This is a genomic window from Exiguobacterium sp. SH0S1, from assembly GCF_004337165.1.
GTDB classification, from domain to species: Bacteria; Bacillota; Bacilli; order Exiguobacteriales; family Exiguobacteriaceae; genus Exiguobacterium; species Exiguobacterium aurantiacum_A.
Window position 1 is genome coordinate 1,213,748 of record NZ_SJVC01000001.1, and the last position, 12,981, is coordinate 1,226,728.

General features: G+C 48.7%; 14 protein-coding genes and 1 riboswitch. Of the genes, 1 reads left to right on the forward strand and 13 read right to left on the reverse strand.

Translation table 11 applies throughout. From position 1 onward, the window contains the following. The first annotated feature begins 118 nt into the window (after window positions 1–118). Window positions 119–1,048, forward strand: a complete 930-nt coding sequence (locus EVJ20_RS06195) for a hypothetical protein (RefSeq protein ID WP_131507286.1) — start codon at window positions 119–121, stop codon at window positions 1,046–1,048. Window positions 1,049–1,117: 69 nt separating this feature from the next. Here the strand turns inward: EVJ20_RS06195 and EVJ20_RS06200 are convergent, their stop codons facing one another. The 13 genes from EVJ20_RS06200 to EVJ20_RS06260 form a co-directional block, all read right to left on the reverse strand. Continuing rightward, a complete protein-coding gene (locus tag EVJ20_RS06200) occupies window positions 1,118–1,534 on the reverse strand; it encodes a protein-export chaperone SecB (protein WP_131507288.1) in 417 nt (138 codons plus the stop codon). Between the two features lie 4 nt (window positions 1,535–1,538). Further along, on the reverse strand, window positions 1,539–1,967 hold the full coding sequence (locus EVJ20_RS06205) for a hypothetical protein (protein WP_131507290.1): 429 nt from the start codon (window positions 1,965–1,967) through the stop codon (window positions 1,539–1,541). Window positions 1,968–2,025: 58 nt separating this feature from the next. After that, window positions 2,026–2,673 (reverse strand): hypothetical protein, encoded by a 648-nt coding sequence (locus EVJ20_RS06210; protein WP_071397917.1) that lies wholly within the window; start codon window positions 2,671–2,673, stop codon window positions 2,026–2,028. Between the two features lie 236 nt (window positions 2,674–2,909). Continuing rightward, window positions 2,910–4,307: a Fe-S cluster assembly protein SufB gene (sufB, locus tag EVJ20_RS06215; RefSeq protein WP_070328746.1), complete on the reverse strand. Its 1,398-nt coding sequence runs from the start codon at window positions 4,305–4,307 to the stop codon at window positions 2,910–2,912. A 19-nt stretch (window positions 4,308–4,326) separates the two neighbouring features. Further along, on the reverse strand, window positions 4,327–4,761 hold the full coding sequence (gene sufU / locus EVJ20_RS06220; RefSeq protein ID WP_070328745.1) for a Fe-S cluster assembly sulfur transfer protein SufU: 435 nt from the start codon (window positions 4,759–4,761) through the stop codon (window positions 4,327–4,329). Continuing rightward, the gene (locus tag EVJ20_RS06225; protein WP_071397918.1) at window positions 4,751–5,971 is read right to left on the reverse strand and encodes a cysteine desulfurase; all 1,221 of its coding nucleotides are present in this window, start codon (window positions 5,969–5,971) and stop codon (window positions 4,751–4,753) included. The genes sufU and EVJ20_RS06225 overlap by 11 nt, the downstream gene beginning before the upstream one ends. 1 nt (window position 5,972) lies before the next feature. Next, window positions 5,973–7,241 carry a Fe-S cluster assembly protein SufD gene (gene sufD, locus EVJ20_RS06230; protein ID WP_131463934.1) on the reverse strand — a complete coding sequence of 423 codons (1,269 nt, stop codon included), beginning with the start codon at window positions 7,239–7,241 and terminating at the stop codon, window positions 5,973–5,975. Between the two features lie 12 nt (window positions 7,242–7,253). Further along, window positions 7,254–8,015 carry a Fe-S cluster assembly ATPase SufC gene (gene sufC / locus EVJ20_RS06235; RefSeq protein WP_131507434.1) on the reverse strand — a complete coding sequence of 254 codons (762 nt, stop codon included), beginning with the start codon at window positions 8,013–8,015 and terminating at the stop codon, window positions 7,254–7,256. A 172-nt stretch (window positions 8,016–8,187) separates the two neighbouring features. After that, the gene (locus EVJ20_RS06240) at window positions 8,188–9,402 is read right to left on the reverse strand and encodes an MDR family MFS transporter (RefSeq protein WP_131507292.1); all 1,215 of its coding nucleotides are present in this window, start codon (window positions 9,400–9,402) and stop codon (window positions 8,188–8,190) included. A 104-nt stretch (window positions 9,403–9,506) separates the two neighbouring features. Next, the gene (locus tag EVJ20_RS06245) at window positions 9,507–10,337 is read right to left on the reverse strand and encodes a MetQ/NlpA family ABC transporter substrate-binding protein (protein ID WP_131507294.1); all 831 of its coding nucleotides are present in this window, start codon (window positions 10,335–10,337) and stop codon (window positions 9,507–9,509) included. Between the two features lie 29 nt (window positions 10,338–10,366). After that, window positions 10,367–11,029, reverse strand: coding sequence for a methionine ABC transporter permease (locus tag EVJ20_RS06250; RefSeq protein WP_131507296.1), 663 nt, complete (start codon window positions 11,027–11,029; stop codon window positions 10,367–10,369). Continuing rightward, window positions 11,019–12,047, reverse strand: a complete 1,029-nt coding sequence (locus EVJ20_RS06255) for a methionine ABC transporter ATP-binding protein (protein WP_071397923.1) — start codon at window positions 12,045–12,047, stop codon at window positions 11,019–11,021. The genes EVJ20_RS06250 and EVJ20_RS06255 overlap by 11 nt, the downstream gene beginning before the upstream one ends. A gap of 78 nt (window positions 12,048–12,125) precedes the next feature. Next, window positions 12,126–12,231, reverse strand: a riboswitch (SAM riboswitch). Window positions 12,232–12,683: 452 nt separating this feature from the next. Then, window positions 12,684–12,941, reverse strand: a complete 258-nt coding sequence (locus tag EVJ20_RS06260) for a thioredoxin family protein (RefSeq protein WP_131441425.1) — start codon at window positions 12,939–12,941, stop codon at window positions 12,684–12,686. Window positions 12,942–12,981: the final 40 nt, after the last annotated feature.

Below are 12,981 nucleotides of genomic sequence, written 5' to 3' on the forward strand. Positions count from 1 at the left end.
TAAAAGTTAAAAAACATTTTTCTAAGCGAAGATATTATTAAGAATCATATTCAGTACTCTCGTTTTGAATTAAGGTGTGTAGTTTAATTTAAATTAATCGAAAAGGGATGAATTTTTAATGAGAAAAGCTCAGATGATGGCCTCGACACATTTAGATCGACATAATCAAAGAATGACTAAAGAATCCTTAGAAGGCGCTGCGAATCAAATGAACGAATCATCAGCGTTAGGGATGACTATTGAGCATGATTTAACATTACCCTTTTTTGGTAAAATCACTAAAGCCTATATTGAACAATTGCCTGATGGAGAATATGGATTATTCGGCGAATCTATTTTATTTGACAGGGAAAATTCTCAAGAAATAACTCTACCTACAGGACAAAAAGTAATCATCGATACCTGGCCAAATGAAAAACCATTTTTAATCAAAAAAGATCAGATTCCTTCTTCAATTCAAGTTTCATTTGATTTGAACAACTTCAACTCAAATGAGGATTTAAAAATTTTTCAAGATGAAGTGCCAGAAGAAGTATCATTTGACTCTAAAATTATAGTTAGAAAATCATTTATTCCTGATCCTCAGTTAATCATTAATTTGTCTGAGAGCGCCATACAGTTATTAATTGCACAAAAACTCCTTACAACTGTAGGAAAAAAGATAACAGACGATATAAATAATGACATCGCCAACCTTTACTCCACACTTCGAACTGTTGCAATTAAATATGCTAAGCTCTGTATCCCTAAAAACAGACCGATTACCTATATATTTGTTATCTCTAAAACACCAGTAATTGAATTTGTTATACAAACAGAAAATCCCGCAATAATTGCAGAAGCCACAAAAAAAATGAGTGACCATCTCGACGAAGCCGAACAACTTCATAAGTTGTTCAACTCTCAAAAGACACAGTTTTTGTTTATGGAACATGGTACGTGGGAGTTTAATTATTTACTAACGAATTCTGGTAAAGTGGTAGGATCGCAAGATGCGATATCTAGACGGGAAAAAGCTATAGAGGTTTATCTTGAACAGAATGAATAATAAGCTGCAGGTAAACGTCATATTAAATTGGAAAAAGAAAAAGTGCTCAAATAAAAAGAGGAGGACCGATTATTTTTCGGGTTCCTCCTCTTTGCTTTTTTGAATGAAGTCAAGAATATTGATTGGCGGCAACACAACTGGATTATGGTATCCAATCGAAGTAACTTGCGATATTGCCGACCTAAGATACGGGAATAGAATAGATAAACTGTTCCGGCTCAAAAGCAACTCGTTCGTCACACCCGGAATATTATCTTTCGTTTCATCCTCTTCTACAACAAAATCTCCAGAAACGCGAATAGATAACTCGAAATTCTCGTCTGCTGATTCCAAATGACAAATGATTGAAACAATCGCACTATCTTCGCCAGTCATTTCTACATTTGATCCCATTGAAACTGACAAGTTTTTATCTTCTCTGAAATCTTGGTCTTGTTTAAAAGACAAGTTTTCAACTCTATAACGCTCAAACTTTAACTTTTTCATTAAATCAAGCAGCCCCTAACATCATCTCGTCTGGAATATCCAAGGTGAATTCTTCTGATGAGTAATCGTCAATTTGAATAAACATTTTGCTCGGATGTTCAATTTTGATTTCTAGACTTGAAGTCACGTGTTGATCGAACAAACCAATTTCTTCGATAGACCCACTGTCAGAAATCAGCATAGTGTAGAAGTTTTCGACAAGAATGTCCTCGGACAAAATCGGTTCGACTTCTGATTCTTGTGACGACCTTACAAGAATAGAAATGATTTCTTCTTGGGGGAGAGGTGAACCTAGTTCTCCTAGCACTTTACCGTCTTCGATAACAATAAGTTTCCCTTCACCCTTTGCTCCGATTGTGTAGTCAACACCATCTCTCTCGAGCTTTTGAATCAACTTTTCTTTCATTTTTCTTTTTCTTTCTTCTCTGTTCACTGCTCATTCCTCCTAGTCCTACATCGTCAAACGAAAATAGAACAAAACCTACATCATTTTAGCAAGCTAACCACTTCAACGCCTCTTGTGAAATGAGTTGTGAATCTCTCACAACCACTTGGCATCCGTTAATTAAATGAGTAGGTATATTCGGTACTTCTACTTCTTCTTTGTTTTTCCCTGTTTTTATCGGCAAAAACATTAAAGTGTTGAATATCGTGGTGTCATGTTTGTCATATACGCTAGGAACCGAAAAAGTTCGTTGGATGACTTTAAATTTTTCGTCAATTCCTTCATAGAAAAGCGAGTTCAAATACCACCAGTTTCCCGGGACCTGAATCCCTTCTTCATCAATCATCTCCATGAACTCTTCGAGATGTTCACTATAATAAATAGCACCTGATCGAGTATCTAGGTTTAAGAACTCTTCTCCCGATAGGATAGCCTTCCACTCAAATACACAACCTTTATACTTCTTTGCTTCGCGATATTTTCTTTTTTTAATTAAATTATGCTTTTCGTGGTAAGCCCACACCCTTGCTTGGGCATCATCTTCTCTGAAAAAGTAAATTCCATCACCTAACCAGTGTTTTTCGCCAACCGATGGCCAGAACCCGTTTTCCATGATAGATTCTGCGTTTTTCAGGGAGGTACCATGATAAGCCTTCATGACGGTAGTGTCATCTCCAAAAGACAGTTTCTTCATTTTCGACCCCCGCTTGCAATCAATCTTAATTAATCATATCGAACAGACAGAAAAATTGGTACACAATACCACAATTTAAGGTGTTGGTTTCCACAAGTTTCGTTCGACAAAATACGACCGTCCTTTAAAGAAAACGGAGCATCCAATGGATGCTCCGCCGTCAACTTTGAGGGCTGATTGAGGGTTAGAACGAATCGTCACCACCAAAAACTCTCCAAAACACTGATTTTATGCGGTTATCCGATCGAACCTTCCATCTCAAACTTGATGAGACGGTTCATTTCGACCGCATATTCCATTGGCAATTCTTTCGTGAACGGCTCGATGAAGCCCATGACGATCATCTCGGTCGCTTCTTCTTCCGAGATACCACGGCTCATGAGGTAGAAGAGCTGCTCTTCTGACACTTTCGAGACTTTCGCTTCGTGCTCGAGTGAGACTTGGTCGTTCAAGATCTCGTTGTACGGGATCGTGTCCGACGTCGACTCGTTGTCCATGATGAGCGTGTCACATTCGATGTTCGAACGGGCACCTTTCGCCTTACGGCCGAAGTGGACGATTCCGCGATACGAGACTTTTCCGCCTTGTTTCGAGATCGACTTCGAGACGATCGACGACGACGTGTTCGGTGCGAGGTGAATCATCTTCGCCCCAGCGTCTTGGTGCTGCCCTTTACCGCCGAGTGCGATCGAGAGCGTCATCCCACGTGAGCCTTCACCTTTTAAGATGACGGCCGGGTACTTCATCGTGAGTTTCGATCCGATGTTACCATCGATCCACTCCATCGACGCGCCTGCTTCACAGACGGCACGCTTCGTGACCAAGTTATAGACGTTGTTCGCCCAGTTTTGGATCGTCGTATAGCGGCAGTATGCGTCTTTGTTGACGAAGATTTCGACGACAGCTGAGTGAAGCGAGTTCGTCGTGTAGACCGGTGCCGTACATCCTTCGACGTAATGGACCGAAGCGCCCTCGTCGACGATGATGAGCGTCCGCTCGAATTGACCCATGTTTTCCGAGTTGATCCGGAAGTAGGCTTGGAGCGGTTGCTCGAGTTTCACACCTTTTGGTACATAGATGAACGAGCCACCTGACCAGACGGCCGAGTTGAGTGCCGAGAACTTGTTGTCCGTCGGCGGGATCAATTTCCCGAAATACTCACGGAACAAGTCTTCGTTTTCTTTCAAAGCAGTGTCCGTATCTTTGAAGATGACACCTCTTTCTTCGAAGTCTTCTTGCATGCTATGGTAGACGACCTCTGACTCGTACTGAGCCGAGACACCTGCCAAGTATTTTTGTTCCGCTTCCGGGATTCCGAGCTTATCAAACGTCCGTTTGATTTCTTCAGGAACCTCATCCCACGAGTGTTCCGTCTTCTCAGACGGTTTGACGTAGTACGTGATCTCATCAAAATCAAGTGACGTGAGATCGCCGCCCCATGTCGGCATCGGCATCTTGCGGAACTGTTCGAGTGATTTTAAACGGAACTCGAGCATCCATGCCGGTTCTTCTTTCATGTTCGAGATCGTTTCAACGATTTCTTTCGTCAAGCCGCGGCCTGAACGGAAAATCGAGATGTCTCGATCATGGAAGCCATATTTATAATCGCCAACGTCTGGCATGTTTTTCGCCATATCGGTCTCCTCCTTCTACTTACGCTTCCTCGTCGACTCCCTTTTCAAGCGCTTTCCACGCGAGCGTGGCGCACTTGATGCGAGCCGGAAACTTTGAGACACCAGACAACGCTTCGATGTCGCCTAGGTCGAACGTGTCTGTATCGTAGTCTTTCCCTTGGACCATCTGTGAAAAGATGTTCGCCAATTGGAGCGCTTCGTCTACAGACTTGCCTTTTACGATTTGGGTCATCATCGATGCCGAGGCGAGACTGATCGAACAGCCTTCCCCTTCGAACTTGGCATCTTTCACGATTCCGTCTTCGACTTGAAGTTGGAGTCGGAGTGAATCCCCGCACGTCGGGTTGTTCAAGTCGATCGTCACGCCATCTTCGATGACGCCACGGTTTCTTGGGTTTTTATAATGATCCATGATGACTTGTCGGTACAACATGTCGAGATTGTTAAAACTCATAATTGAAATACTCCTTCGTTTGACGTAACCCTTCGATGAAGCGATCGACTTCATCTCGTGTGTTATACAAGTAGAAGCTCGCTCGGGCAGTCGATGATTGCTTCAGGAGGCGCATGAGCGGTTGGGCACAGTGATGACCGGCCCGTACCGCGACCCCTTGCATATCCAAGACGGTCGCAAGGTCGTGGGCGTGGACGTCGTTCAAGTTGAACGTGACGAGCCCGACGCGCTCCTCAGGACCGAAGATCTCGATCCCTTCGATCGTACGCATCTGTTCGATGGCGTACGTCACGAGCGCCCGTTCGTGCGCCTCGACATTCTCGAGACCAAGGTCTTCTAAAAAGTCGATGGCGGCAGCCAAACCGACCGCACCGGCGATGATCGGCGTTCCCGCTTCAAAGCGGTACGGGATATCTTTCCACGTCGACTCATACAAGTCGACGTAATCGATCATCTCACCGCCGAACTCGACCGGCTCCATGTTTTTAAGCAGCTGTTTCTTCCCGTATAAGACACCGATCCCGGTCGGACCGAGCATCTTATGGCCAGAGAAGGCAAGGAAGTCACAATCGAGCGCTTGGACGTCAAGCTTCCGGTGCGGCGCGCTTTGCGCCGCATCGACGACCATGACCGCGCCTTTTTCGTGGGCGAGTTGCGCCACTTCCGCGATCGGGTTAATCGTGCCGAGCACGTTCGAGACGTGGCTCATGGCGACGATCTTCGTCCGGTCCGACAACACTTCCCGCACCGCGTCGAGCGTGATCCGGCCGTCTGGTGTCATTTCGACGTAACGGAGTTTCGCACCTGTGCGTTTGGCGAGCTGTTGCCATGGAATCAAGTTCGCGTGGTGTTCCATCGGTGTGAGAACGATCTCATCTCCCGCGCTGACGTTGGCGTCCCCGTAACTTGAAGCGACAAGGTTGATCGCCGTCGTCGTCCCACGCGTGAAGATGATCTCTTCCGGTACTGAGGCGTTGATGAATGAACGGACACGCTCCCGCGCCCCTTCATACGCATCCGTCGCGTGCGTGCCGAGCGTATGGACGCCACGGTGCACGTTCGAATGGATGCGGCGATAGTAATCCTCGATCGCCTCGATGACAGCAAGCGGTTTTTGGGAGCTCGCCGCGCTGTCGAGATAGACGAGCGGATGGCCGTTGATTTCCTGATCTAAAATCGGGAACTGTTTACGAATCGAGGCATCAATCATCTTAACGCACTTTCCCTTCGATGACTTCACGGAGACGGTCTTTGACCGACTCGATCGCGAGTTGCTCGACGACCGGGTTCAAGAATCCGTGAATGATTAAACGTTCTGCTTCTTTACGTGACAGACCGCGGCTCATCAAGTAGTACAACTGAATGTCGTCGACGCGTCCGACTGAAGCGGCGTGGCCGGCCATAACGTCATCCTCATCGATGAGGAGGATCGGGTTGGCGTCACCCCGTGCTTTTTCAGATAACATGAGAACGCGTTCCGTTTGGACACCGTTCGACTTCGAGGCACCGTGATGAATCATCGATGTCCCGCTGAAGATCGCTGTTGCCGAGTCTTTTTGAACACCGTGGATCAAGATGAACCCTTCCGAAGACTTCCCGAAGTGGTCGGTCCGGATGTTGAAGTTTTGTTTCTGTGCGCCACGACCGATCGTGACTGCTTTCGTGTTCGAGTACGTGTTGTCTCCGACGAGATGCGTCTTCGTCTCGACGAGCGAGTTGCCGTCGTTCATATGTCCGAGTGCCCAATCAAGATGAGCGTTCTCGTAGACGACACCGCGGCGGTTCATGAACGTGAGTGCTGACTCAGCGAGCTGGTCGACTCCACCGAATACGACTTTCGCGTTCGCTCCGACGAACACTTCCGTCACGGCGTTGACCGTGTGCGGCTCATTTGTGTTCGACAAGAAACTTTCGATATACGTCACTTCACTGCCTTCATCGGCGACGACGATCGTGTGATGGTACAACGACCCGTTCGCTTGTTCCATCGTGAAGATGGCTTGAAGCGGGTCTTTCAATTGCATGTTTTTCGGGACGTACAAGAAAGCCCCACCGTTCGTGAGCGCTGCGTTCAAGGCAGACAAGCGATCTTCGTCAACCCGAACGCCTTCTGTCATGAAGTATTTCTCGACGAGGTCCGGATGTTGTTCCATCGCTTGTTGGATTCCCATGAACAAGACGCCTTCTGGCATCGTAAGTTCGTTATAGACGACATGACCGTTGCGTTCAACGAGCACGTTTGTCCGGTGGTCTCCGAGCAATGCTTCGATTTCAGGCGTCAACCCGTCAAGCTTCGCGAGCTCGACGTCTCCGCTTGTGAAATCCCATTTATCAATCTTGATTTTTTCAACTTTAGGCAAGGCGAGAGTCGGCGCAAGTTCTGCTGCTTCTTTACGTCGGTTGACCATCCATGCTGGTCCACCGAGCGCCTCTGCACGTGCCGCTACTGCTTGTGCATCTAATTCAAATTGTACGGTCATCGTACAGCCCCCTTACGCTTCTGTGTCTACTGTCATCCCAAGATCTTGCTTCACCCAGTCGTAACCTTCTGCTTCGAGTCGTTGTGCGAGCTCTTTGCCGCCCGACATGACGATTTTACCGTCGATCATGATATGGACGAAATCTGGCTCGATGTAGTTGAGGAGACGCTGATAGTGCGTGATGATCAAGCAGCCGAACTCTTTAGTGCGCATTTCGTTGACGCCTTTAGCGACGACTTTGAGCGCATCGATATCAAGACCTGAATCGATCTCATCAAGAATCGCGATGTTCGGTTTGATCATCATCATTTGAAGGATCTCGTTACGTTTTTTCTCTCCGCCCGAGAAGCCTTCGTTCAAATAGCGGTGTGCCATTTCTGAAGGGATTTCAAGAACGCCCATCTTCGAATCAAGTTCGCGGATGAATTTCATAAGTGAGATTTCTTCGCCTTCTTCGCGGCGCGAGTTGATCGCTGAGCGCAAGAAGTCGGCGTTTGTGACTCCGCTGATTTCAGCTGGATACTGCATCGCGAGGAACATGCCTGCTTGCGCACGTTCATTTACTTCCATCTCGAGGACGTCTTCTCCGTTCAAGTCGACGCTCCCTCCTGTCACTTCGTACAATGGATGACCCATGAGGGCAGATGCGAGTGTTGATTTACCAGTCCCGTTAGGACCCATGATGGCGTGAATTTCGCCACCTTTAATTTCAAGATTAAGACCTTTGACGATCTCTTTTCCTTCGATTGAGACGCGGAGGTCATCAATTTTCATGTGTGGTACGTTAGACATTCGGATACCCCTTCCGTTTTCTCGCCATTTTTGGCGTAGATTAGATATATTCTAATCTTAATCTAGGCAATTTTTTATTTCAAGCGACTCACCTTATATTTCATTCTCAATAAAACATAAATGTTGAGAATGAGAATATCGGGAAATCAAGACATTATCCAACATTTTCCTCGACTTGAACCGAATTCGCTTGTTTTTCCCGTAGCGCGCCGGTGAAGAAGAAGGCGCCACACGCGGTCAGAACGGCTAGGCTCCCAAATACAGGGAGCGACGCGTTGTCGAAGCCGTCGAGCAGCAGTCCGCCGATGACCGGCCCGATCGATTGACCGAGTGCCGTCAACCCCATCGCCCCGAAATACGTGCCGCGCAAATGTTCCGGTGCCAAATCGTCTGTCAATACGTCCGTCATCGTGAACATGAGCACTTCCCCGACCGTGAAGATGACCATCGCGACGAATAGTACCCACACCTCGGCAGCGAAACCGATTAACAACAGCCCAATCGAGAGCGTCGCGATCCCAAAGAACAGCGACTTGATCGGCGAGACGCGAATACCGAACCGCATGATCGGATACTGCACGATGAGAACGGTGATCGCGTTGACCGTCAGCAGATAAGCGAATAGGCGCGACCCGTCACTGAATCCGTCGTGAAACGCGATGAACTGCGGCAACGTCGAATTGAATTGACTGTAGCCGATGATGGCGAAGATCATGCCGATGATGACGAAGCGGAACGTCTTGTCTTCTTTTAACACGCGGAACGTCTCCGTCAGGCGCGGCCGCACTTTGACGCCGTCCCCTTCTTCAAACGGATACTTCCGGAACAACGTCGAGATAACGAGGCCGTAAAGGACATAGACGGCGGTCACGACGAAGAATGCGCTCTTCGCTCCAGTAAGTGACAAGACGACCGCAAGCAGCGGTCCGATCGCCGCAGCGATGTTGATCATGAAGTAGCGCACGTTATAGACGATGACACGCTGGTCGGGTTGCGTCGTGTCGCTGATCAAGGCCCGAGACGCTGGTTCAAGGAATGAACGTGAAACGCCCATCAATACCGAAAATATGTAAAACCAAACGAGCTCCGTTGCAAGTGCGAAACCGGTGAACGTCAAGGCGTTCAAACCGATACCTATCAACATCAGCTGTTTGCGCCCGTAGCGGTCAGACAGCGTCCCCCCGAAAAAGCTCATAAATAGACCGGATAATGCCGACGTCGCGAACACCGTCCCGATCACGCTCGCCGAGAAACCGAGCGTCGCGAGATAAATCGCAAAAAACGGCATGACAAAAAACGTCGACAGCCGTGCAAAAAATGTACCGAACAAGACGCCAAGCGTCAGCGGATGAATCTGTCGTATGCTCACCCGGATCCCCCCTTTTTCTACATATAAATAGTTTACTTCTATTATTGAAGCAAAACCACTGCAAACAAAAAAGGCCCGGGATGTCCCGAGCCTAAAATCAATCATTATTTAACCGGTACGACCGCACCTTTGTACTCATCCAAAATCCACTGTTGTGTCTCTTCTGATGTCAATACTTCAAGGAGTGCCTTGACGCGCTCATCGTCTTCGTCGCCTTCACGCGTGACGATCAAGTTGACGTACGGTGAGTCTTCGCCTTCAAGAGCGATTGCGTCTTCGAGCGGGTTGAGGCCGGCATCAATCGCGTAGTTCGTGTTGATGAGGACGGCATCGCCTTCACCGTTGTTGAACGCTTGCGGGAGAAGTGCCGCTTCGACGTCCGTCTTGAACTCCAAGTTTTTCGGGTTGTCGACGATGTCAGCGACTGTCGCGTCTGTCGTCTTGCCGTCAGCGAGCGTGAGCAAGCCTTCTGTTTGAAGCATCGTCAAGATTCGTCCGTGGTCAGCGACCGACGAGCTCATGATGATTTCAGCGCCGTCCGGAAGCTCATCGAGTGATCTGTAGTCTTGTGAGTAGACACCGATCGGCTCGATGTGGACGCCGCCGGCTGAAGCGAATTTATAGTCTTTGTTCTCAGCCATTTGTGACTCGAGGTACGGCTCGTGTTGGAAGTAGTTCGCGTCGAGTTCGCCAGCTGCGAGCGTCTTGTTCGGGAGCACGTAGTCTTGGAACTTCTTGATTTCAAGCGTGTAGCCTTTTTCTTCATATTCGTCTTGGACGTGCTCTAAAATCTCGGCGTGTGGTACGTTCGACGCGCCGATGATGAGCGTCTTGTCGTCGCCCGAGCCTGATTCTGAGTCCCCGCCGCCACATGCCGCGAGAATTGTGAGTGCTGATGCTGCTGTCAATCCGAGTACTGTTTTCCATGATTTCATTATAAAACCCTCCATATGATTGTATTTGATTAAGCTGATCGCTTATCGATTTTTGAGACGAGTCGATCGCCGATAAACTGAACGACGAAGACGATGACTAAGATCAATACGGTCGCGACGAACGTGACGTCGCTTTGTGAACGCTGGAACCCTTCGAGGAACGCCAAGTTCCCGAGACCACCACCCCCGACGACTCCGGCCATGGCCGTGTAACCGACGATGGCGACGATCGTCACCGTGATGCCTGACACGATGGCCGGGAGTGATTCCGGGAACAACACTTTATAGACGATCTGCCATTTCGTCGCGCCCATCGACTCGGCCGCCTCGATGACACCGCGATCGACTTCGCGGAGTGCGAGTTCGACCATCCGTGCATAAAACGGGGCCGCACCGATGATGAGCGCCGGGAGCGCCGCCGTCGAACCGAGCATCGTTCCGACGAGAAGGAGCGTGAACGGAATGAGCAAGATGATCAAAATAATGAACGGGATCGAGCGGAACACGTTGACGACCGCACTGATGATCGTGTAAATCGGACGATTCTTCATCATGAGCGGTTCGTTCGTGACATATAAGAGCATGCCGAGGGCGAGACCGATGACGAATGTCGCGGCTCCTGCGACGAGCGTCATATAGAGCGTCTCCCACGTCTGTTCGAGCATGACTTGCCAATCTACATTAGGAAACATCGCTTTCTACCTCCACTTCCACTGCCTGCGATCGGATTGAGGCGATGGCCCGCTCGACTTCAGCCGGCTCTCCGATCAATTGGATGAATAGCGTTCCGAGCGCGCCGACTTGCGACTGCGTCACGTTACCGCCGATGATGTTGAAGCCGATGTCGTGCTGTTTCAACACTTCCGATAAAATCGGCTGTTCGGCCGTCTCGTTCAAGAACTTGAGTTTGACGATTTGGCCACTCGGATAACGTGCTTTCAAATGCTCGAACGTGAGCGACATGTCGTCGACGGCACCAATCTGTTTGACGAACTCTTTCGTGATCGGCTGTTCCGGATGTTGGAACACGTCCGCGACTTGGCCGGTCTCGACGACTTTCCCTGCCTCCATGACGGCGACGCGATGACAGATTTTTTGGATGACGTGCATCTCATGGGTGATGAGGACGATCGTCAGTCCGAGTTTCTTATTGATGCTGACGAGCAGTTCGAGAATCGAATCGGTCGTCTTCGGGTCGAGTGCGCTCGTCGCTTCATCGCAGAGGAGCACGTCTGGATTTGTAGCGAGCGCGCGGGCAATCCCGACTCGCTGTTTTTGACCGCCCGATAGTTGCGACGGATAGCTGTCTTCACGTCCGGCGAGACCGACGAGATCGACGAGCTCTTGGACGCGGCGTTTACGTTCACTGGCCGGTACCCCGATCAGTTCGAGCGGGAAGCTGATGTTCTCAGCGACCGTGCGCGACCATAACAAGTTAAAGTGTTGGAATACCATCGAGACGTTTTTGCGCACCCCGCGCAGTTCTTTCGGAGTGAGCTTCGTCAGCTCACTCCCTGCGACGACGATTTCACCGCTTGACGGTGACTCGAGTCGGTTGAGCAGACGGATGAGCGTCGACTTCCCCGCCCCTGAATATCCGATTATTCCAAAAATTTCGCCGCTCTCGATTGTGAGCGACACATCATCGACCGCCTGGACTCGACCGTTCTTCGTGTCGAACCATTTGGCCACATTACGTAATTGAATCAATACCTTTCCCTCCTGACAACAAAAAAAGTACACACGTTTGAGCAAACGTGCGTACTTTATCGGTACGGACAACGATTGCTCTCATCTTCCAAGGTTCTCACCTTGCTGGAATTAGCACCATTTCGGATTGCTCCGCGGTTGCTGGGCGTCATAGGGCCAGTCCCTCAGCCTCTCTTGATAAGAGTGTTGTTTATTCGATTAGCTTTATAATAGCGACACATTATTTTCATGTCAAACTATTTTGTGCGAAAAATCAAAAAAAGGTGCCATCCGAGGATGACACAGAACGTAGCACCTTGAGTCACGGAAGGACAACCCATAGATGAAACTCTTTTGCCCGATCAGAGTGTTCATCCTTATATGGGGGATTCAAGCCATCCATCACTCGGCCTTAGAACGTACCATGCGGTTACGCGGTAGGTGTCCCTGCGCTTGATTTTTTTGGGGGACAATCGAAGGGAAGGTCCACCTAAAAGTCGCGTAAAGTGATGCACCGGCTGTTCTAAAACGTCTTGATGGCTGGAGAATCTCGTCCTATATTGTGTTCAAGTAAGATGTTGTAATGAATATACCATTCGTGAACTTTCTGTGTCAACTGATTATTTAAAATTTTCTGATTATTCTAATCATCCTATCTCATTTAACGAAAGATAGGACGTGCTGTACGTTTTGAAACGCATATAATCGGTCTTCGACTTGGCCGTCTTTAAGCTTTAACAGCGCCGGGACGCTCATCACTTGATACGCTTCTAACTCTTGCGGGATAAAGTTGGCGTCCTGCTTGTCAATCGCGAGAGTCGGGTCGACCGCTTCGACGACGGCGAGCATCCGCTCGGCCACAGCGCATGTTCCACACATCGGGGCGTATATATATAACAATCCGTCTGTAATCATTGTTCTCACCTCTTTTATAAGTATATGAATGTGAGCCGAT